The 21,055-nt window shown below is 61.1% G+C and carries 22 protein-coding genes; 14 read left to right on the forward strand and 8 right to left on the reverse strand.

The annotated features are described in order from the left end of the window. Nucleotides 1-133 precede the first annotated feature (133 nt). Complete coding sequence (trpA, locus tag H045_RS21280) at nucleotides 134-943, reverse strand: tryptophan synthase subunit alpha (protein ID WP_015373397.1); 810 nt, start codon at nucleotides 941-943, stop codon at nucleotides 134-136. Next, nucleotides 943-2,169 (reverse strand): tryptophan synthase subunit beta, encoded by a 1,227-nt coding sequence (trpB, locus tag H045_RS21285; RefSeq protein ID WP_003233660.1) that lies wholly within the window; start codon nucleotides 2,167-2,169, stop codon nucleotides 943-945. The genes trpA and trpB overlap by 1 nt, the downstream gene beginning before the upstream one ends. 110 nt (nucleotides 2,170-2,279) lie before the next feature. Between trpB and H045_RS21290 the strand changes: the two genes are divergently transcribed. Continuing rightward, nucleotides 2,280-3,179: a LysR family transcriptional regulator gene (locus H045_RS21290; RefSeq protein WP_015373398.1), complete on the forward strand. Its 900-nt coding sequence runs from the start codon at nucleotides 2,280-2,282 to the stop codon at nucleotides 3,177-3,179. Here the strand turns inward: H045_RS21290 and H045_RS21295 are convergent. Further along, complete coding sequence (locus H045_RS21295) at nucleotides 3,176-3,502, reverse strand: ElaB/YgaM/YqjD family protein (protein WP_003233664.1); 327 nt, start codon at nucleotides 3,500-3,502, stop codon at nucleotides 3,176-3,178. The genes H045_RS21290 and H045_RS21295 overlap by 4 nt on opposite strands. A 157-nt stretch (nucleotides 3,503-3,659) precedes the next feature. Here H045_RS21295 and H045_RS21300 point away from each other — a divergent pair, with 157 nt between their 5' ends. Together H045_RS21300 and H045_RS21305 are read left to right on the forward strand one after the other, a co-directional pair. Continuing rightward, nucleotides 3,660-3,872 (forward strand): dodecin, encoded by a 213-nt coding sequence (locus H045_RS21300; RefSeq protein WP_003233668.1) that lies wholly within the window; start codon nucleotides 3,660-3,662, stop codon nucleotides 3,870-3,872. Nucleotides 3,873-3,987: 115 nt separating this feature from the next. Next, complete coding sequence (locus tag H045_RS21305; RefSeq protein WP_003233670.1) at nucleotides 3,988-4,212, forward strand: DUF1161 domain-containing protein; 225 nt, start codon at nucleotides 3,988-3,990, stop codon at nucleotides 4,210-4,212. 59 nt (nucleotides 4,213-4,271) lie between these two features. On the opposite strand, the gene H045_RS21310 is transcribed toward H045_RS21305, so the two are convergent. Beyond that, nucleotides 4,272-5,273: an LLM class flavin-dependent oxidoreductase gene (locus H045_RS21310; protein ID WP_003233672.1), complete on the reverse strand. Its 1,002-nt coding sequence runs from the start codon at nucleotides 5,271-5,273 to the stop codon at nucleotides 4,272-4,274. A 217-nt stretch (nucleotides 5,274-5,490) separates the two neighbouring features. Here H045_RS21310 and H045_RS21315 point away from each other — a divergent pair, with 217 nt between their 5' ends. Together H045_RS21315 and H045_RS21320 are read left to right on the forward strand one after the other, a co-directional pair. Then, complete coding sequence (locus H045_RS21315) at nucleotides 5,491-5,922, forward strand: OsmC family protein (RefSeq protein WP_003233675.1); 432 nt, start codon at nucleotides 5,491-5,493, stop codon at nucleotides 5,920-5,922. A gap of 162 nt (nucleotides 5,923-6,084) precedes the next feature. Beyond that, nucleotides 6,085-6,324 (forward strand): DUF1161 domain-containing protein, encoded by a 240-nt coding sequence (locus H045_RS21320; protein WP_003233678.1) that lies wholly within the window; start codon nucleotides 6,085-6,087, stop codon nucleotides 6,322-6,324. On the opposite strand, the gene H045_RS21325 is transcribed toward H045_RS21320, so the two are convergent. Beyond that, the gene (locus H045_RS21325; RefSeq protein WP_015373399.1) at nucleotides 6,325-6,747 is read right to left on the reverse strand and encodes a PA0061/PA0062 family lipoprotein; all 423 of its coding nucleotides are present in this window, start codon (nucleotides 6,745-6,747) and stop codon (nucleotides 6,325-6,327) included. Nucleotides 6,748-6,857: 110 nt separating this feature from the next. Here H045_RS21325 and H045_RS21330 point away from each other — a divergent pair, with 110 nt between their 5' ends. Next, nucleotides 6,858-7,886 carry an aminopeptidase gene (locus H045_RS21330; protein ID WP_015373400.1) on the forward strand — a complete coding sequence of 343 codons (1,029 nt, stop codon included), beginning with the start codon at nucleotides 6,858-6,860 and terminating at the stop codon, nucleotides 7,884-7,886. Nucleotides 7,887-7,986: 100 nt separating this feature from the next. Here H045_RS21330 and H045_RS21335 read toward each other — a convergent pair whose 3' ends face one another. Together H045_RS21335 and H045_RS21340 are read right to left on the reverse strand one after the other, a co-directional pair. Next, the gene (locus H045_RS21335) at nucleotides 7,987-8,646 is read right to left on the reverse strand and encodes an HAD family hydrolase (protein ID WP_003233687.1); all 660 of its coding nucleotides are present in this window, start codon (nucleotides 8,644-8,646) and stop codon (nucleotides 7,987-7,989) included. After that, entirely contained in the window at nucleotides 8,643-9,185 is a 543-nt protein-coding gene (locus H045_RS21340) for a gamma carbonic anhydrase family protein (RefSeq protein WP_015373401.1), read from the reverse strand. Before H045_RS21340 ends, H045_RS21335 begins: the two co-directional genes overlap by 4 nt. A 54-nt stretch (nucleotides 9,186-9,239) precedes the next feature. Here H045_RS21340 and prlC point away from each other — a divergent pair, with 54 nt between their 5' ends. The 8 genes from prlC to H045_RS21380 all read left to right on the forward strand — a co-directional run bounded on the left by prlC (nucleotide 9,240) and on the right by H045_RS21380 (nucleotide 19,406). Beyond that, complete coding sequence (prlC, locus tag H045_RS21345) at nucleotides 9,240-11,339, forward strand: oligopeptidase A (protein WP_208597730.1); 2,100 nt, start codon at nucleotides 9,240-9,242, stop codon at nucleotides 11,337-11,339. Then, on the forward strand, nucleotides 11,336-11,602 hold the full coding sequence (locus H045_RS21350; protein ID WP_003233693.1) for a YheV family putative zinc ribbon protein: 267 nt from the start codon (nucleotides 11,336-11,338) through the stop codon (nucleotides 11,600-11,602). The genes prlC and H045_RS21350 overlap by 4 nt, the downstream gene beginning before the upstream one ends. A 238-nt stretch (nucleotides 11,603-11,840) precedes the next feature. Beyond that, entirely contained in the window at nucleotides 11,841-12,593 is a 753-nt protein-coding gene (locus tag H045_RS21355; protein ID WP_003233695.1) for a gluconate 2-dehydrogenase subunit 3 family protein, read from the forward strand. A gap of 2 nt (nucleotides 12,594-12,595) precedes the next feature. Then, a complete protein-coding gene (locus H045_RS21360; RefSeq protein ID WP_015373403.1) occupies nucleotides 12,596-14,380 on the forward strand; it encodes a GMC family oxidoreductase in 1,785 nt (594 codons plus the stop codon). A gap of 12 nt (nucleotides 14,381-14,392) precedes the next feature. Beyond that, nucleotides 14,393-15,691: a c-type cytochrome gene (locus tag H045_RS21365; protein WP_015373404.1), complete on the forward strand. Its 1,299-nt coding sequence runs from the start codon at nucleotides 14,393-14,395 to the stop codon at nucleotides 15,689-15,691. A gap of 70 nt (nucleotides 15,692-15,761) precedes the next feature. Beyond that, a complete protein-coding gene (locus tag H045_RS21370; protein WP_003233701.1) occupies nucleotides 15,762-16,820 on the forward strand; it encodes a PA0069 family radical SAM protein in 1,059 nt (352 codons plus the stop codon). Between the two features lie 227 nt (nucleotides 16,821-17,047). After that, nucleotides 17,048-17,779, forward strand: coding sequence for a carbonic anhydrase (locus H045_RS21375; protein WP_003233703.1), 732 nt, complete (start codon nucleotides 17,048-17,050; stop codon nucleotides 17,777-17,779). 85 nt (nucleotides 17,780-17,864) lie between these two features. After that, a complete protein-coding gene (locus H045_RS21380) occupies nucleotides 17,865-19,406 on the forward strand; it encodes a SulP family inorganic anion transporter (protein ID WP_003233705.1) in 1,542 nt (513 codons plus the stop codon). Nucleotides 19,407-19,773: 367 nt separating this feature from the next. On the opposite strand, the gene H045_RS21385 is transcribed toward H045_RS21380, so the two are convergent. Then, a complete protein-coding gene (locus tag H045_RS21385; protein WP_015372597.1) occupies nucleotides 19,774-21,033 on the reverse strand; it encodes an IS256 family transposase in 1,260 nt (419 codons plus the stop codon). Nucleotides 21,034-21,055: the final 22 nt, after the last annotated feature.

Raw genomic sequence — 21,055 nt, forward strand, 5'->3', positions numbered from 1 at the left:
GGGATTCCTCAGGGCACACACAAAAAAAGGGACTTCGAACGAGGTTCGAAATCCCTGGATCTTGCTGTTTAGGCCGTGCCCTCGCGGGTTGATTCCTCTGTATCAGGAACTTTACCTCGCGCTGACGGGACGCTTACTTACGCGCGTTACGCACGCCTTCGGCCAGTGCCGCGCAATGGCTCAACACGCCATCGATAGCGTGCTCGTGGCTGCTGGCGTTGGCGATGTGGTCGATCAACGCCGAGCCCACCACCACACCGTCCGCCAGGCGGGCGATGGCCGCGGCCTGTTCCGGCGTGCGGATACCAAAACCGATGCTGATCGGCAGGTCGGTATGGCGGCGCAGGCGGCTCACGGCTTCTTCGACGTGTTCCAGAGTAGCGGCACCGGCACCGGTCACACCGGCCACCGACACGTAGTACACAAAGCCGGAACTGCCGTTGAGCACCGTGGGCAGACGCACATCGTCGGTGGTCGGCGTGGTCAGGCGGATGAAGTCGATGCCTGCGGCCTGCGCCGGGTCGCACAGCTCACCGTTATGCTCGGGCGGCATGTCGACCACGATCAGGCCATCGACCCCGGCGTCTTTGGCGTCGCTGATGAACGTCGGCACACCGTATTTGTGGATGGGGTTGAAGTAGCCCATCAACACCAGCGGAGTGTCGTTATTGTCCTTGCGGAACTCGCGCACCATCTGCAGGGTTTTCGCCAGGTTCTGTTTGGCTTCCAGTGCGCGGATGTTGGCCAGCTGGATCGCCGGGCCGTCGGCCATCGGGTCGGTGAAGGGCATGCCCAGTTCGATCACATCGGCGCCGGCCGCGGGCAGGCCTTTGAGGATCGCCAGCGAGGCGTCATACCCCGGGTCGCCGGCGGTGACGAAGGTTACCAGGGCGGCGCGGTTTTGTTCTTTCAGCTGCGCGAAGCGGGTTTGCAGGCGGCTCATCAGTGTTTCTCCTGCTTGGACTGTTCCATGTGGTGCATCACGGTCTGCATGTCTTTGTCGCCACGGCCCGACAGGTTGACGACCATCAGGTGATCCTTGGGCAGCTTCGGTGCGCGCTTGAATACTTCGGCCAGGGCATGGGCGGTTTCCAGTGCAGGAATAATGCCTTCCAGGCGGCAGCATTTGTGAAACGCTTCGAGGGCTTCGTCGTCGGTCACCGAGGTGTACTGGACGCGGCCGATGTCATGCAACCAGGCGTGTTCCGGGCCGATGCCGGGGTAGTCCAGGCCTGCGGAAATCGAGTGGGCATCGATGATCTGACCATCGTCGTCCTGCAGCAGGAAGGTGCGGTTGCCGTGCAGCACGCCCGGTACGCCGCCGTTGAGGCTGGCGGCGTGTTTGCCGGTTTCGATGCCATGGCCGGCGGCTTCGACGCCGATGATGTCCACGCTCTTGTCGTCCAGGAACGGGTGGAACAGGCCCATCGCGTTGGAACCGCCGCCAATGCATGCCACCAGGCTGTCCGGCAGGCGGCCTTCCTGGGCGTGCATCTGGTCGCGGGTTTCCTTGCCGATCACGGCCTGGAAGTCACGCACCATGGCGGGGTAAGGGTGCGGGCCGGCCACGGTGCCGATCAGGTAGAAGGTGTCGTCGACGTTGGTCACCCAGTCGCGCAGCGCTTCGTTCATCGCGTCCTTGAGCGTACCGGTGCCGGCCACCACAGGGATGACTTCAGCGCCCAGCAGCTTCATGCGGAACACGTTGGCCTGTTGGCGCTCGATGTCGGTGGTGCCCATGTAGATCACGCACTGCAGGCCGAAGCGCGCAGCCACGGTGGCGGTGGCCACGCCGTGCATGCCGGCGCCGGTCTCGGCGATGATGCGTTTTTTGCCCATGCGCCGTGCCAGGAGGATCTGGCCGATGCAGTTGTTGATCTTGTGCGCGCCGGTGTGATTGAGCTCCTCGCGCTTGAGGTAGATTTTGGCGCCGCCGCAGAATTCGGTCAGGCGTTCGGCGAAGTACAGCGGGCTCGGGCGTCCGACGTAGTCGCGCTGGAAGTAGGCCAGTTCCTTATTGAAGGCCGGATCGATCTTGGCCGCTTCGTATTCGCGGGCCAGGTCAAGGATCAACGGCATCAGGGTTTCTGCAACGTAGCGGCCGCCGAAGCCGCCAAACAGGCCGTTAAGGTCTGGGCCGTTGCGCAGGTCGGTCTGGGACTCAATCATGGGACGCTCCAGGAAAAATGGGGTAAGAGACGCAATGAGGTCCACTCTACCCCTCACACTCCAGGCTGAAAACCGATAAGATCGCCGCAACCTGTCAGGAAAACTCACAGATGAGCCGAGACCTTCCCCCGCTCAACGCCCTGCGCGCGTTTGAAGCCGCCGCGCGGCTTAACAGCGTCAGCCAGGCAGCCGAGCAGCTGCATGTGACCCACGGCGCAGTGAGTCGCCAGCTCAAAGTACTCGAAGAGCACCTGGGCGTCAGCTTGTTCGTCAAGGACGGCCGTGGCCTTAAACTCACAGATGCTGGCGCGCGGCTGCGCGATGTAAGCGCCGAGGCCTTCGAGCGGCTGCGCGAGGTGTGCAACGAACTGACCCGCCACAGCGCCGATGCACCCTTCGTGCTGGGTTGTTCGGGAAGCTTGCTCGCGCGCTGGCTGATCCCGCGCCTGGGCCGTTTGAACGCCGACCTGCCGGACCTGCGACTGCACCTCTCGGCGGGGGATGGGGATCTGGATCCCCGTCGCCCAGGCCTCGATGCCCTGCTGGTGTTTGCCGAGCCGCCATGGCCGGCTGACATGCAGGTGTTCGAGTTGGCCAGCGAGCGCATTGGCCCGGTCATGAGCCCGCGTTTTGCCGGTTACGAAAGACTGCGCCAGGCCCCGGCTTCAGCCTTGTGTGGTGAACCGCTGCTGCACACCACATCGCGCCCGCAAGCCTGGCCCAGCTGGGCGCAGCCACACGGCATCGAACCCGGCGCGTTGAAAGTCGGCCAGGGGTTTGAACATTTGTATTATTTGCTGGAAGCAGCAGTGGCGGGACTTGGGGTGGCAATTGCACCGCAGCCACTGGTCGCAGAGGACCTGCGTGCGGGTCGGCTGGTGGCGCCATGGGGCTTCAGTGAAACCCCGGCGCACCTGGCGCTGTGGCTGCCCAAGCGCGCCGCAGACGGGCGCGCAGGGCAATTGGCGCAGTGGCTCAAGGCTGAGCTGGCGCGCCAGACCACGTATTAGTCACCGCGTTTGCACAGCAGGTAGGCTGCCAGCAGACCCAGTGCGCCTACCGCAACACCGGCGGTAGTCCATGGGTGCTCTTGTGCGTAATCACGGGTAGCAACGCCGGTTTCGCGCAGTTTGACTTTGCTTTCTTCGTAGGCGTCGCTGATCAGGTGGCGAGAGTGCTTGAGGGCATTCTCGGCGTTGCTTTTCAGGGCTTTCAGCGTTTTGCGCGACTCATCCGACGCGTCGTCCTTGAGGCTCTCAAGGGACTTGAGCAGGCTCGAAATCTCGGCTTCCATGCTTTCCAGCGACGCTTTGCGTAAAGAAGTGTTGGCCATGTGAACTCTCCTGAAAGTGATTGAGTGGCGTGTGTAGATACCGACTGCGCCCGTTTCAGAAAGTGCAGTAATTCTGAACTTTCTCCTGCCAATGGTCGCCTCAAGCAGTACGAACATTCACTGCTAGTCTTGATTGACGACCTTTAGGAGAAACGCCATGAGTAATCACACCTACAAGAAAGTCGAACTGGTTGGTTCGTCCACCACCAGCATTGAAGATGCGATCAACAACGCATTGGCTGAGGCCAGCAAAAGCCTGACGCATCTGGAGTGGTTCGAGGTGACTGAAACCCGTGGTCATATCGAGAACGGCAAGGTTGCCCATTATCAGGTCACCCTCAAGGTAGGCTTTCGCATTGCCAGTAGTTAATCGGGTGAGTTGAACTTTGCCCGCTGGCCGATTGCCATAACCTGCGCTACACACATTGGGTGCCGACGCTGCATGCGTCGGCACGCTCAATTTGATCAGCGCAAGGAAGTAACGGATGAAAAAGTTTCTGTTGGCAGTAGGTTTGTTGAGCATTGCAGGCACAGCTCTGGCGGCGGGCAAGCCTTGCGAAGAGCTGAAAAGCGAACTCGCAGCGAAGCTTGACGCTAAAGGCGTTCAGCATTATTCGCTGGATGTCGTCGAGAAAGGCGCAGCGGCCGATGCCCAAGTGATTGGCAGCTGTGAAGGCGGCACCAAGGAAATCGTCTACAAGCGCGGTTGATCCCGTGCTTCAGACATAAAAAACCGACGCAGGTGCGTCGGTTTTTTTACGCCTGGGGTTCAGCCCTTCATTACTTGCGCCAGCAGCTCGTAGGAATGAATCCGGTCGGCGTGCTCGTACAGGTCGCTGGTGAAAATCAGCTCGTCGGCGCCGGTCTGCTCGATCAGTACCTCAAGCCTGGCGCGGATTTTCGCCGGGCCGCCAATCATGGCCAGGCCCAGGAAGCTGCCGACCGCGTCTTTTTCGTGGGGCAGCCACAGGCCGTCCATGGTGTTCACCGGCGCGCGCTGCACCAGGCTTTGCCCGCGCATCAACGCGAGGATGCGCTGGTACATCGAGGTGGCCAGGTAGTCGGCCTGCTCGTCGGTGTCGGCGGCCACCAACGGAATGCCGAGCATCACGTAGGGCTTGTCCAGCACGGCTGAAGGCTGAAAGTGATTGCGGTAGACGCGCACTGCCTCGTGCATCAGTCGGGGTGCGAAATGGGAGGCGAAGGCGTAGGGCAAACCGCGCTCACCGGCCAGTTGCGCGCTGAACAGGCTTGAGCCGAGCAGCCACACCGGCACATTCGTACCCGTGCCGGGCACGGCGATCACGCGTTGGTCGGGGGTGCGGGGGCCGAGGTAGGCCATCAGCTCGGCCACGTCCTGCGGGAAGTCATCCGCACTGCCGGAGCGCTCACGGCGCAGGGCGCGGGCGGTCATCTGGTCGGAGCCGGGCGCGCGGCCCAGGCCCAGGTCGATGCGGCCCGGGTAGAGGCTTTCCAGGGTGCCGAACTGTTCGGCAATCACCAGCGGGGCATGGTTGGGCAGCATCACGCCGCCGGAGCCGACGCGGATGGTCGAGGTGCCACCGGCCAGGTAGCCGAGCAACACCGAGGTGGCCGAGCTGGCGATGCCGTCCATGTTGTGGTGTTCGGCCACCCAAAAACGGTTGTAGCCGAATTTTTCAACGTGCTGGGCCAGGTCCAGGGAATTGCGCAACGACTGCGCCGGGCTGCCATCGGCCCTCACGGGCACCAGGTCAAGAGTCGAGAACTTTACGTCGGACAGCGATTTCATAAGCCTGCTTCTCCAATAGGGGCGCAGGCTTTCAAGACGAACCAAACCTGCCGCTTCATGTGCATGCTCTGTAAAATGAGGGCATATACCCGAGATTCAATAGCAGGCTAGGAAATTTCCTACTAAATCGCTAGGTTTTTCCGACAAGATGAACTTTGCCGCGCCGTCTAACCTCAGAATCCTTGACTACGTAAAACCACCGTTCGAGGAGACCGCTATGAGTATCGTTAAAAAAGCATCCGCGCATTGGGAAGGTGATCTCAAGACTGGCCTGGGTTCCATCTCCACGGAAACCGGCGTACTTCGCGAAGCGCCCTACGGCTTCAAGGCCCGTTTCGAGGGCGGCAAGGGCACCAACCCTGAAGAACTGATCGGTGCTGCCCATGCCGGCTGTTTCTCCATGGCATTTTCCATGATCCTTGGCGACGCTGGCCTCAAGGCTGACAGCATCGACACCCAGGCAGAAGTAACCCTGGATCAGGTTGAAGGTGGCTTCGCCATTAGCGCCGTTCACCTGGTGCTGAAGGCCAAAATTCCCGGCGCCAGCCAGGCGCAGTTCGATGAGCTGAGCAAGAAGGCCAAAGAGGGTTGCCCAGTGTCGAAGGTGCTGAACGCCACCATCACCCTGGACGGCACGCTCGTTAACTGACGCAGCCTGCAAAACACTGCAGGTCCGATGTGGGAGGGAGCAAGTCTCCTCCCACCTCTTCAGTTGTGCGTTAAATCAGAACTCCCGTTTCGCAAATGTGGTCCTATAGCCATATGCAGCCTAGGCGCACACCCGTGCGCATGCATTCAGGGAGCTACACACATGAAACGTTTTGCCTTGGCAATCATCTGCGGTGTATTGGCCACATCGGCTGTGGCCGCACCAAAAGATTGTGAAGAGCTTAGAAAAGAGATCGAAGTGAATATCCAGGCCAAGGCGATTCCGTCCTACACCCTGGAAATCATCACGGCCGAAGAAGCCAAGAATCATGACAGCGCCATGATTGTCGGTTCGTGCGAAAACGGCACCAAGCGCATCATCTATCAGAAAAACAACGACTGATCAGAGGCAGTTGACGCTGCGTTCTTCGGCCAGCAGCTGACGCGCAGTGTCATACAGGCGGATGTTGGGCGTGAACCCCAGCGAGCGTCCTTCCAGCACGTAGCGCTGGCCGGCCTTGAAGTGGTTGTACTGCAGCGTCATGAAACAGGTGCGGTACATCATCTGGCTGAGGCCGCCCAATCCGCCACCTGCCGGCACTTCAAAATCAAAGCGCACCATCAGTTCGTGAGGGCCGGGGGGCATTTGGAAGAAGCGACCGTCATCGAGTTTCTCCCCGTCCAGACGCTCTGCCATCACCAGCTTGGCACCGGGTGTGGGGGTGGTGAAATCGACCCACGCCTGCTGCGGGTCGACGGCTGGCAAGGGCGTCAACGCGCAGGCGCTGAGCAATAGAGCGGCGGCGGGAATCAGAAGCTGGCGCATGGTGGGGACTCAACGCGGGACGAGGTTTGAGTATAAACACGTCATCGCGTGGAAAAATCACCTTCAAGCGCGATAGTCTGGCGACCCCATTACTCAGGAGCAGCCGCCGCATGGTCAGGCGTTTATTTCCCGCGATGCTGCTCTTGTTGCTCGGCGGTTGCTCCAGCGTCGGTTATTACAGCCAACTGGCCGACGGCCAATGGCAGTTGTTACGCGCGCGGGAGCCGGTGGCCGCCGTTATTGCCGACCCGTCCCGGCCCCAGGTCTTGCGTGAACACCTCGCCCAGTCGCAAAAAGCCCGCACATTTGCCAGCGAGCACCTGCACCTGCCGGACAATCAAAGTTACCGGCTGTACGCTGACATCCACCGACCGTATGTGGTGTGGAATGTCTTTGCCACGCAGGAATTTTCCCTGTCGCCGCAGAACCATTGCTTCCCCATTGCCGGGTGCGTGGCCTATCGCGGCTATTACAATCAGGGCGCGGCGCGGGGCGAGGCGGCGCTGTTGCGACTACGGGGCCTGGATGTCGCCATCGGTGGCGTCGAGGCCTACTCCACCCTGGGCTGGTTCAACGACCCGATCATGAGTTCGATGATGAGCTGGGGCGATGAGCGCCTGGCCACGTTGATCTTTCATGAGTTGGCGCACCAGCGCTTCTATGTGAAGGACGACACCGAATTCAACGAGTCATTTGCCACCTTCGTCGAGCAGGAAGGCACCCGCCAATGGCGCGCCGCAAGAGGGCTGGCGCCGCTCAGCCTGGCGACGTCGCAGCAGCGCGACCAGTTCATCCGGTTGATCCTCGACACCCGCACGCGCCTGGAGAAGCTCTACGCACAGCCTCTGGCCGCCGATGCCATGCGCCAGGCCAAGGCGGCGGAGTTCGAGCGTCTGCGCAGCGAGTATCGGCACCTGCGCGACAGCCAGTGGGCAGGCGACAAGCGCTATGACGCGTGGATCGACCAGCCGCTGAACAATGCGCGGTTGCTGCCGTTCGGACTGTATGACCGGTGGGTGCCGGCGTTTGCCGGGTTGTTCAGGCAGCAAGGTGGGGACTGGGTGAAGTTTTATGCGGCAGTCCAGAGGCTGGGTGGGTTGCCGGCGGCGCAGCGCAAGGCGGCGCTCAGGCAGTTGTAGGGGGTTGCCAGTGCTGGTCTTATCGGGAGCAAGCCTCTCCCACATTAGCCGGGTGTTCACGGGTCAAAATGTGGGAAGGGGCTTGCTCCCGATAGCGGTCTCACAGGCGCTGCAAAAACCCCTGATGCATCTCATCCAGCGTCTCGAAATGCCAGGTCGGCGCCTCTGCGCTCAGCTCTTCAAAACTGCCAAACCCATACCCCACCGCCGCCGAGTCCAGCCCATTACGGCGCGCGCCAATCAGGTCGTGCTTGCGGTCACCGATCATCAGGGTTGCCGCCGGGTCCAGGCCTTCCTCGCGCATCAGGTGCGCAATCAACTCGACCTTGTCGGTACGCGTGCCGTCCAGCTCGCTGCCGTAGATGACCTTGAAGTGCCTGGCAAAGTCGAAATGTCGCGCAATTTCCCGGGCAAATTCCCACGGCTTGGAGGTCGCTACGTAAAGCTGGCGTCCCTGCTGGTTCAGCGCTTCCAGCAACGGCATCACGCCTTCGAACACGCGGTTTTCATACAGTCCGGTGACCTTGAAGCGCTCGCGATAGAAATTCACCGCCTGCCAGGCCTTGGCCTCGTCGAAGCCGTAGAACTGCATGAAGGCCTGCAGCAACGGCGGGCCGATGAAGTGTTCAAGCCTGGTCAGGTCCGGCTCGTCGATGCCGAGCTTGGCCAGCGCGTATTGGATCGAGCGCGTGATGCCTTCGCGCGGATCGGTGAGGGTGCCGTCGAGGTCGAACAGCACGCTGGAGTAACGAAGACTCACTGGTCGAACCCCTCCGCCAGGTGCAGGTCCTTGAGCTTCACGTAGTTCGCGGCGCTGTAGGTGAAAAACGCGCGCTCCTTGTCCGTCAACGCGCGCACGGGTTTGACCGGGCTGCCCACGTACAAAAAGCCGCTGTCGAGTGTCTTGCCCGGCGGCACCAGGCTGCCGGCGCCGATGATCACGTCGTCCTCCACCACGGCGCCATCCATCACGATGCTGCCCATGCCGATCAACACCCGGTTGCCGATTTGGCAGCCATGCAGCATGACTTTGTGGGCGACGGTCACATCGTCGCCGATCAGCAGCGGGAAACCGTCCGGGTTGAACGGCCCGGCGTGGGTGATGTGCAGCACACAGCCGTCCTGCACGCTGGTGCGCGCACCGATGCGGATGCGGTGCATGTCGCCGCGAATCACGGTCAGCGGCCAGACCGAGCTGTCGGCGCCGATTTCGACATCGCCGATCACCACCGCCGAAATATCGACAAAAGCCCCGGCGCCAAGGGTCGGCGTGTGGTTCTGATAGGTGCGAAGGGTCACGATAGCCTCTCTCTTGTGTGCTGATAGCTGCGATGGGTGTTGATTGTAATTAAGATGGCCCCATCTTTGTCTTATCCGTTTTCTTCAGCCAAGGTGCCCACCGTGAGCGCGAACAACCCGCTTTTGCAGTCCTACGACCTGCCGCCGTTCTCAGCGATCCGTGCCGAGCACGTGCAACCGGCCATCGAACAGATCCTCGCCGACAACCGCGTTGCCATTGAAGGCATCCTGCAAAGCCAGGGTAAAAATCCTACCTGGGCGGGCCTGGTCCTGGCGATGGACGAACTCAATGACCGCCTGGGCGCCGCCTGGAGCCCGGTCAGCCACCTGAACGCCGTGTGCAACAGCGCCGAGTTGCGCCAAGCTTACGAAAGCTGCTTGCCAGCGTTGAGCGCCTATTCCACCGAGATGGGTCAGAACCGCGCGTTATTCCAGGCATTCGAAGCCTTGGCCAACAGCCCGGAAGCCGCCGGTTTCGACGTGGCGCAAAAAACCATCCTGGAGCATTCCCTGCGCGATTTCCGCTTGTCGGGTATCGACCTGCCGCCTGAACAGCAGAAACGCTACGCCGAAGTGCAAAGCAAACTCTCGGAGCTGGGCAGCAAGTTTTCCAACCAACTGTTGGACGCCACCCAGGCCTGGACCAAACACGTTACCGATGAAACCATCCTCGCCGGCCTGACCGACTCGGCCAAGGCGCAAATGGCCGCCGCTGCCCAGGCCAAAGGCCTCGACGGCTGGCTGATCACCCTGGAATTCCCCAGCTATTACGCAGTAATGACCTACGCCCACGACCGCGCCCTGCGTGAAGAAGTCTACGCCGCCTACTGCACCCGGGCGTCAGACCAGGGCCCGAATGCTGGTCAGAACGATAACGGTCCGGTGATGGAGCAGATTCTCGATCTGCGTCAGGAGCTGGCCCAGCTGTTGGGTTTTGCGTCGTTCGCCGAGTTGAGCCTGGCCACCAAGATGGCCGAGTCCAGCGACCAGGTGCTGAGCTTCCTGCGTGACCTGGCCAAGCGCAGCAAACCGTTTGCCGCCCAGGACCTGGAACAGCTCAAGGCTTACGCCGCCGAACAGGGCTGCGCCGACCTGCAAAGCTGGGACAGTGGTTTCTACGGCGAAAAACTGCGCGAGCAACGCTACAGCGTGTCCCAGGAAGCCCTGCGCGCCTACTTCCCGATCGACAAGGTGCTGGGCGGCCTGTTTGCCATTGTGCAACGCCTGTATGGCATCGAGATCGCCGAGCAAAAAGGCTTCGATACCTGGCACCCGGACGTGCGCCTGTTCGAAATCAAGGAAAACGGCCAGCACGTCGGGCGTTTCTTCTTCGACCTGTACGCCCGCGCCAACAAGCGTGGCGGCGCCTGGATGGACGGCGCGCGCGACCGTCGCCGCACCCTCGACGGCGTGCTGCAAAGCCCGGTGGCCAACCTGGTGTGCAACTTCACCCCGGCCGACAGCGGCAAGCCTGCGCTGCTGACCCACGATGAAGTCACCACGCTGTTCCACGAGTTCGGTCATGGCCTGCACCACCTGCTGACCCGCGTCGAGCATGCCGGCGTGTCTGGCATCAACGGCGTGGCCTGGGATGCGGTGGAGTTGCCGAGCCAGTTCATGGAGAACTGGTGCTGGGAGCCCGAAGGTCTGGCGCTGATTTCCGGTCATTACGAGACCGGCGAGCCGCTGCCTCAGGACCTGCTGCAAAAAATGCTCGCGGCGAAGAACTTCCAGTCCGGCCTGATGATGGTGCGTCAGCTGGAGTTCTCGCTGTTCGACTTTGAAATGCACGCCACCCACGGCGATGGTCGCAGCGTCGCGCAGGTGCTCGAAGGCGTGCGTGACGAGGTTTCGGTGATGCGTCCGCCGGCCTACAACCGTTTCCCCAACAGTTTTGCGCACATCTTTGCCGGCGGTTATGCGGCGGGCTATTACAGCTACAAGTGGGCTGAAGTGCTGTCGGCGGATGCGTTCTCCAAATTCGAAGAAGACGGCGTGCTCAACGCCGACACCGGTCGCGCCTTTCGCGAGGCGATCCTGGCGCGCGGTGGTTCCCAGGCGCCGATGGTGCTGTTCGTCGACTTCCGTGGGCGCGCGCCGACCATTGACGCGCTGCTGCGCCACAGCGGCCTGAGTGAGGACGCGGCAGCATGACGGTGATCACCAAGAAGCAATTCATCGCCGGGGCGGTCTGCCCGGCGTGCAGCGAGCCGGACAAGCTGAAAATGTGGACCGAAGACGACGTGCCGCACCGCGAGTGCGTGGCCTGCGGGTATACCGACACATTGAATGACCAGGGCTTGTCGGTGCCCAAGGAACTGGGTACGCGGGTCAATACCTCGGCGCTCAAGGCGCCGGCCGACCCCAAGGTCCAGGCGGTGCAATTCTTTCCCAATCCCAAGCTGAAGAAAGACTAAAACCCTTCGTACCCGATTCAACTTGTGGGAGGGGGCTTGCTCCCGATGGCGGTGGATCAGCTGAAAGACAGGCTGACTGACACGACGCTATCGGGAGCGAGCCCCCTCCCACATTTTTTTGTTCGGCGCTTAACGAGGTCTACGGATGCTTAGCCTGCTATCATTTGTAACCAATGATTGCCCAAGCCGCTCCCCAGAAGCGGCTGACAAACCCGTGACCACATGATGAGGTGCACCCATGTCTGATCAAGATCAAGACAACCCCCGGCGTGATTTTCTGCGCAAATCCTTGACCTTGATCCCGGTGGTCACGGTGGCCAGCACCGGCCTTGGCGGCTCGATGCTGATGGCCACGCCCGCGCCGGTAGAAGCCGCTGCGGCCAAGCCTGTTGCGGCTGGCGACGCTTACGAACCCAGCTATTTCACTGCCGAGGAATGGGCGTTTATCAACGCCGCCGTCGAGCGTCTGATTCCCGCCGATGCGCAAGGTCCAGGCGCCCTGGAAGCTGGCGCGCCGGAATATATCGACCGCCAGATGAACACGCCCTATGCCAGCGGAGCCCTGTGGTTCATGCAGGGCCCGTTCAATGCCGACGCCGCGCCGGAGATGGGCTGGCAGAGCAAATTGGTGCCCCGGGAGATCTATCGCCTGGGCATTGCCGCCACCGATGCCTGGTCGAAGGCGTTCAACGGTAAAGTGTTTGCTGCGCAAGACAGCGCTACCCGGGACGATATGCTCCGGCGCCTCGAAGCGGGCGGCGCTGAAGTGTCCACGCATTTCGACGCGGTGCCGCCAAAGATGTTCTTCAACCTGCTGCTGCAAAACACCAAGGAAGGGTTCTTCTGCGACCCGATCCACGGCGGCAACAAAGGCATGGTCGGCTGGACCATGATCGGCTTCCCCGGCGCCCGCGCCGATTTCATGGATTGGGTGGAACGCAACGAGCAATACCCCTTCCCGGCTGTTTCCATGCGCGGCGAGAGGGCATAAACGTGGCGACCATCATGAAGAAAGTCGATGCAGTGATCGTAGGCTTCGGCTGGACCGGTGCAATCATGGCCAAGGAGCTCACGGAGGCGGGCCTGAACGTGGTAGCGCTGGAACGCGGCCCGATGCAGGACACTTATCCGGACGGCAACTATCCCCAGGTCATCGACGAACTGACCTACAGCGTGCGTAAAAAGCTCTTCCAGGACATTTCCAAGGAGACGGTGACCATTCGCCATAGCGTGAATGATGTCGCCCTGCCCAACCGCCAGCTTGGCGCCTTTTTGCCGGGCAATGGCGTCGGCGGTGCGGGCCTGCATTGGTCGGGCGTGCATTTTCGCGTCGATCCCATCGAGTTGCGCATGCGCAGCCATTACGAAGAGCGCTACGGCAAACACTTCATCCCCAAAGACATGACCATCCAGGATTTCGGCGTCAGTTACGAAGAGCTGGAGCCGTTTTTCGACTATGCGGAGAAGGTCTTCGGCACTTCAGGCCAGGCCTGGACCGTCAACGGTCAATTGGTGGGCGAAGGGCGTGGCGGCAACCCGTATGCGCCGGATCGCTCCAATCCGTTCCCGTTGGCGTCGCAGAAAAATACCGTCTCCGCACAGCTGTTTCAGAAAGCGGCGGCCGAGGTGGGTTACAAACCCTACAACCTGCCGTCGGCCAATACCTCGGGGCCTTATACCAACCCCTATGGCGCGCAGATGGGGCCGTGCAACTTCTGCGGATTTTGCAGCGGCTATGTCTGCTACATGTACTCCAAGGCATCGCCGAACGTGAACATCCTGCCGGCGTTGCGCCAGGTGCCCAACTTCGAGCTGCGGCCCAACTCCCACGTGCTCAAGGTCAATCTCGACAGCACTAAAAGCAAAGCCACCGGCGTGACCTACATCGACGCACAGGGCCGCGAATGCGAGCAGCCGGCCGATCTGGTGATCCTCGGTGCTTTCCAGTTCCACAACGTGCGGCTGATGCTGCTGTCGGGCATTGGCAAGCCCTACGACCCGATCACCAACGAGGGTGTGGTGGGCCGTAACTTTGCGTACCAGAACATGGCCACCATCAAGGCGTTCTTCGACAAGGACACCCACACCAATAATTTTATCGGTGCGGGCGGCAATGGCGTGGCCATCGATGATTTCAACGCGGACAACTTCGACCACGGCCCCCATGGCTTTGTCGGCGGCTCGCCGATGTGGGTCAACCAGGCGGGCAGCCGGCCGATTGCCGGCACGTCCAACCCACCTGGCACACCGGCCTGGGGCAGTGCGTGGAAGCGCGCCACCGCTGATTACTACACCCATCAGGTGTCGATGGATGCTCACGGCGCCCATCAATCCTACCGGGGCAACTACCTCGATCTGGACCCGGTGTACCGCGATGCCTACGGCCTGCCGTTACTGCGGATGACGTTTGACTGGCAGGAAAACGACATCAAGATGAACCGCTTCATGGTCGAGAAAATGAGCAAGGTCGCCGAGGCGATGAACCCCAAGTCGATTGCCCTGCTCGGCAAGAAAGTCGGCGAGCATTTCAATACGGCGTCTTATCAGACCACCCACCTCAACGGCGGCGCGATCATGGGCACCGACCCGAAAACCAGCGCGTTGAACCGCTATCTGCAGAGCTGGGATGTACACAATGTGTTTGTCCCTGGCGCATCTGCTTTCCCACAAGGCCTGGGCTACAACCCTACCGGTCTGGTGGCCGCGTTGACCTATTGGTCGGCCCGGGCGATCCGCGAGCAGTACCTGAAAAACCCCGGCCCACTGGTTCAGGCATAAGGAGCGATGAGCATGAAAGCATTTGTGATCGCGACCCTGGCGCTTTTCAGCAGTTGCTCGGTGAGCGCTGCCGAAACCGACCTGATCAAGCAGGGCGAATACCTGGCCCGCGCCGGTGACTGCGTGGCCTGCCACACCGCCAAGGACGGCAAGCCGTTCGCCGGCGGCCTGCCGATGGAAACCCCCATCGGTGTGATCTATTCCACCAACATCACCCCGGACAAGACAGGCCTGGGCAACTACAGCTTCGAAGACTTCGACAAGGCCGTACGCCATGGCGTCGCCAAGAGCGGCAGTACGCTTTACCCGGCGATGCCCTACCCGTCTTATGCGCGTGTCAGCGAAAGCGACATGCAGGCGCTGTATGCCTACTTCATGAAAGGCGTGGAACCGGTCGCCCAGGAAAATCGGGACAGCGATATTCCCTGGCCCCTGAGCATGCGCTGGCCGTTGGCGGCGTGGCGCTGGATGTTTGCCCCTGAGGTGGCGGATTACCAGGCGCCGGCGGATGCCGATCCGGTGATCAGCCGTGGCGCCTACCTGGTGGAGGGCCTCGGTCATTGCGGCGCGTGCCATACGCCGCGAGCGCTGACCATGCAGGAAAAATCCCTCAGCGCTGCCGATGGCAACGCGTTCCTGTCTGGCAGCGCGCCGCTGGAAGGCTGGATCGCCAAGAGCCTGCGCGGCGATCACAAGGACGGCCTCGGTAGCTGGAGCGAAGAGCAACTGGTGCAGTTTCTCAAGACCGGTCGCAGTGACCGCAGCGCGGTGTTTGGCGGCATGAGTGACGTTGTAGTGCACAGCATGCAGTACCTGTCGCAAGACGACCTGACCGCTATCGCCCGCTACCTCAAGAGCCTGCCTGCAGTCGATTCCAAGGACGCGCCGCACCAATACGACAAGCAGGTGGCCGAGGCGCTGTGGAAGGGTGATGACAGCAAGCCGGGCGCGTCGGTGTACATCGACAACTGCGCGGCCTGTCACCGTACCGATGGTCATGGCTACACGCGGGTGTTCCCGGCGCTGGCGGGCAATCCGGTGCTGCAGACGGCGGATGCCACGTCGTTGATCAACATCGTGTTGAAAGGCGGCACCCTGCCGGCCACCCACACGGCGCCATCGACCTTTACCATGCCGGCGTTTGCCTGGCGTTTGTCGGATGAGGAAGTGGCACAGGTGGTCAGTTTCATCCGTGGCAGCTGGGGCAATAAAGGCGCGCCGATCACCGCCAGCGAGGTGGCCGAGTTGCGCAAGAGCGATATGCGCAGCACCTCGGGCGATGATCTGGGGCAAGTCACGCAAAAGCACTGACCGCCGGACGGCACTGGTCATAACCTTCTCGTCTCGATACTGTACATAAAAACAGTATCGAGGCATTTTCATGACCACTGCGCTGCCGCCCCGTGGCCGGGGTACGGCCACCAATCTGCATAATCGCTTTGCGCCCACCGTCAGCGTGGCCGAGGACGACGGCTGGCATCAGGAAGTCCCGCAGACCCAGGGCACCGAAGTGCGCATCGAAACGGCCAAAACCATCATCACGCGCAACAACTCGCCGGATCTGCCGTTCGATCGTTCGATCAACCCGTATCGCGGGTGCGAGCATGGCTGCATCTACTGCTACGCGCGGCCCAGCCATGCCTATTGGGACATGTCGCCAGGGCTGGATTTCGAAACCCGCCTGATCGCCAAAAGCAATGCGGCCCAGGTACTCGAGCAGCAGCTGTCCAGGCCCGGCTATGTGTGTGCGCCGATCAACCTGGGCTCCAATACCGACCCGTACCAGCCTATTGAGCGCGAACATAAAATCACTCGGCAACTCCTCGAAGTGCTGCTGCGCTATCGGCACCCGGTGACCATCATCACCAAAGGCTCGCTGATACTGCGCGACCTTGACCTGCTCACCGAACTGGCCCGGCAACGGCTGGTGGCGGTGATGATCAGCCTCACCAGCCTGGACGATGAACTCAAGCGCATCCTCGAACCGCGCGCGGCGGCGCCCAAGGCGCGGTTGCGGGCCATCCGCGTGATGCGCGAGGCCGGCATTGCGGTGGGTGTGCTGTGCTCGCCGATGATCCCGATGATCAACGACAGTGAGCTGGAAAGCCTGCTCACCGAAGCCCACGCCGCCGGGGCGCAAAGTGCGGCCTACATGATGCTGCGCCTGCCGCTGGAAGTGGCGCCGCTGTTCGAGGAGTGGCTCGCGGCGCATTATCCGCAGCGCGCGGCCCACGTAATGAGCCTGGTGCGCCAGGTGCGCGGCGGTGAGGTGTACGACAGTCGATTCGGCGTGCGCATGCGCGGCGAGGGGCCGTTTGCCGATCTGTTGGCGCAGCGGTTCAGCAAGGCGATCAAGCGCCTGGGCATGGACCGTCGGGAGGGGTATAACCTCGATTGCACGGCGTTCTGCCCACCGGGCAGACAGATGGCGCTGTTATAGACTGATCAGGTGAGGTACACCGTTACTGTAGGAATGGTCGCGTTTTGACATCACTGAAACCCGCGATCTAGAGCGGTTCATTCAGTTTGAGTTAAGTTTCGATGGTTACCTTGTTCAGCGAGTGACCAATGAGTCGGTGACCTGGTTGTGGCAGTTGCACAACTATTTCACGGCTCTGGCGTCGAACTGAGCTGAACCCTGCCCTGCATAAAGTATGAGGATCAATCATGAGTGATAACGATAAACAGCCGTTGGCTGCGTCGGCTTCAGCCCCTCAAGTGGCGGAGTCCGCCGATGCAGCGCTGCAGCACATCGTCGACGGTTTTCTGCATTTCCATCACGACGTCTTCCCCCAGCAGGAAGAACTGTTCAAGAAACTCGCCACGGCCCAGAGCCCACGTGCGATGTTCATTACCTGCGCCGACTCGCGCATCGTGCCCGAGCTGATTACCCAAAGCTCGCCCGGCGACCTGTTCGTGACCCGTAACGTGGGCAACGTGGTTCCGCCTTATGGCCAGATGAATGGCGGCGTATCCACCGCCATCGAGTACGCGGTACTCGCTCTGGGCGTGCAGCACATCATCGTATGCGGCCACTCCGACTGCGGCGCCATGCGCGCAGTGCTCAACCCTCAGAGCCTGGAGAAGATGCCGACGGTCAAGGCCTGGCTGCGTCATGCCGAGGTCGCCAAGACCATGGTCCATGACAACTGCGACTGCGCCAACGAAGGCGAAAGCATGCAGGTGCTGACCGAAGAAAACGTCATCGCCCAGTTGCAGCATTTGCGCACCCACCCTTCCGTGGCTTCGCGCATGGCCAATGGTCAGTTGTTCATCCATGGCTGGATCTACAACATCGAGACCAGCGAGATCCGGGCCTATGACGCGGATCAGTCGGCGTTCCGACCGTTGGGCGGTGAAGGTCCGATTCCATCCGCGACGCCTAAAGCGCGCTTCTAACACACTTCCCTGCCGGGTAAAGCGGTGGCTGCCATGGATGCAGCCAGGCTTTACCGCGCCCGGCGAATGCCTCGGGAGAGTCATCATGCGTGCTGCTCAATTGAAAGCTGTATTGCCGCGGGAGCTGCTCGCTTCCGTGGTTGTGTTTCTGGTCGCCCTGCCCTTGTGCATGGGTATCGCGATTGCGTCCGGCATGCCGCCAGCCAAGGGCCTGATTACCGGGATCATCGGCGGGCTGGTGGTGGGCTGGCTGGCGGGGTCGCCGCTGCAGGTCAGCGGTCCGGCAGCGGGTCTTGCGGTGTTGGTGTTCGAACTGGTGCGTCAGCACGGCATGCTGATGCTCGGGCCGATTCTACTGCTGGCGGGCTTCCTGCAACTGGTGGCCGGGCGTTTGCGCCTGGGCTGCTGGTTCCGCGTGACGGCGCCGGCCGTGGTGTACGGCATGCTCGCAGGTATCGGCGTGTTGATTGTGCTGTCGCAGGTGCATGTAATGCTCGACGGTGCGCCCAAGCCTTCGGGTCTGGACAACCTCACGGGCTTCCCGGCGGCGCTGGTTGAAGCGATTCCGACCCTGGGTGGCGGCCTTGGCTGGCAGGCCGGCCTGCTGGGTGTGTCGACCATGCTGGTGATGTACCTGTGGGACAAATTGCGCCCGCAAACACTGCGCTTTGTGCCCGGTGCCCTGCTCGGCGTAGGCCTGGCGACGGTGACCAGCCTGGTGCTGGCGTTGCAGGTCAAGCGCGTGGAAGTGCCGGAAAACCTGGCGGACGCCATCGATTGGCTGCGGCCCAGCGACCTGCTCAACCTGGCCGATCCGCAGTTGCTGATCGCGGCGTTCGCGGTGGCGTTCATCGCCAGCGCCGAAACGCTGTTGTCCGCCGCTGCGGTTGACCGTATGCACAGTGGGCAGCGCTCGGACTTCGACAAGGAATTGTCTGCCCAAGGCGTAGGCAACATGCTCTGCGGTCTGGTCGGCGCCCTGCCGATGACCGGCGTGATCGTGCGCAGCTCGGCCAACGTTCAGGCCGGCGCCACCACGCGCCTCTCGGCGATGTTCCATGGTGTCTGGCTGCTGGGCTTCGTGCTGCTGCTGTCGAGCGTGCTGCAAAGCATTCCGGTGGCGAGCCTTGCCGGCGTGCTGGTGTACACCGGGATCAAGCTGGTGGACATCAAGGCGTTCAAGGCATTGGGACGCTATGGGCGGATGCCGATGTTCACCTACGCGGCCACGGCCCTGGCGATCATTTTCACCGATTTGCTGACGGGCGTGCTGGTGGGCTTCGGCTTGACGTTGCTCAAGCTCGCGTTCAAGGCCTCACGCTTGAAGGTCAGCCTGATCGACCTGCCGCAGGACGGCGAGATGGAACTGCGTCTGACCGGTGCGGCGACCTTCTTGAAGGTACCGGCGCTGACCCAGGTGCTGTCGACTGTTCCGGCGGGGACCACCGTGCATGTGCCGCTCAATAACCTGAGCTACATCGACCATTCGTGCCTGGAATTGCTGGAGGAATGGGGTCGCGCAAATGCCGCGAAGGGATCGAAGCTGGTGATTGAGGCGCGAGGGCTCAAGCGTCGTCTGGAAGGGCGGATAAGGACCACGACCGGCATTGGATCCGCCCCGGCTTGAACACAAGGGAGGTTCCGCCAAGTTGAGCGGGCTTGTTGTGGCGAGCGGGCAAGCTCCAATGCCGTTCAGTTAAGCGCAGATTCCCTGTGGCGAGCAGGCTTGTCCTGCGTTGGGCTGCGCAGCAGCCCCAAAACCAGGCGCTGAGCCGTATCAGGTATACCGCGTGTTGCTGGATTGGGGGCGCTGCGCACCCCAACGCGGGGCAAGCCCGCTCGCCACAGGGAGGTGGTTGACTGAAAAAGCTCGGCTGGGTGAAATTTCAGGCTTTAAAATCAACACGCTATTTTTGTTTGATAAGAAGGCGTTGAGAGTGTCAGATTTTTTGTGTTCGGGCCGGTTACGGCCTGCCGTCAGGCAGGCCCTATCTTTACCAGGTCGGCCTGATAAATCGATCTCCGTACAGAATCGCAAATTGATTCATTGCGTTCTTCCAATCATGAGCTGCACTGCCCCAGTTCGCGGTGATATTTCGTAATGCCAGCCAGATTAGCTTTGTCGCGGCTTCATCCGTTGGGAAGTGGCCTCGCGTCTTGATGACCTTGCGCAACTGGGCATTGATACTCTCGATGGCATTGGTTGTGTAGATCACTTTGCGTATCGCCGGGGGAAACACGAAGAACGGGATAACTCGATCCCAAGCACGCTTCCAAGCCGATACGACTGTCGGATATTGCTTACCCCAAGGCCCGGCTTCGAAAGCCAGTAGCGCTTGTTCTGCGGCGTCAGCATTAAGTGCTTGATAGATCGGTTTCAGTGCCTTGGCCAGCTCACGGCGCTTATCCCACGGGGCGTAATCGAGGCTGTTACGGATCAGGTGGACGATGCAGGTCTGCAACGTCGTCTCAGGAAACACAGCACTCAGCGCTTCGGGCATGCCTTTGAGACCGTCAGTTACGGCGATCAAGACGTCTTCGACGCCTCGGGTTTTCAGGTCGTTAAAGACCTTCATCCAAAATTTGGCGCCTTCGGTTGTTTCAATCCAAATGCCCAGAATATCTCGCGTTCCGTCCGGCAATACTCCCAGTGCCAAGTAGATCGCTTTGTTGCGAACCAGGCCTTCGTCGCGAATTTTGACTCGCAATGCATCGAAGAAAATTACCGGGTACATCGGTTCAAGCGGTCGCTGTTGCCAGGCGGTAACCTCCTCCAACACTGCGTCAGTGACGGAGCTGATGAAATCGTGAGAGACGTCTGTTCCGTACTGTTCAGAGAGAAACGCCCGGATTTCGCGAACCGTCATGCCTCGGGCATACATCGCGATAATCTTGTCATCGAAGCCGGTAAAACGCCGTTCGTGTTTGGGGATCAGAATCGGAGCAAAGCTTCCATCACGGTCTCTGGGAATGTCCAAACGCAGCGGACCGTCATCGGTTAGCACCGTTTTTCCGCTCTTGCCGTTGCGCTGGTTACTCGATTCCTCAGGGCGCTCCGCGCCCTGAGGATAGCCAAGGTGGTGGCCCAACTCGGCACCAAGAGCTCGCTCGATCAGCGCCTTTTTGAACGCCATCGAGGCATCCTGAATGGCTTCGGCACTCATCGGGCCGCTGACGAACTGGTCGATCAGCTCTTGGGGAATGGATGGAAGGTCTCGCGGGGCCTCACGGGCCGGTTTCTTTTTGGTCGGCATACATGCACCTCTATCAACATGT

The organism is Pseudomonas poae RE*1-1-14, from assembly GCF_000336465.1.
Taxonomy (GTDB): Bacteria; Pseudomonadota; Gammaproteobacteria; order Pseudomonadales; family Pseudomonadaceae; genus Aquipseudomonas; species Aquipseudomonas poae.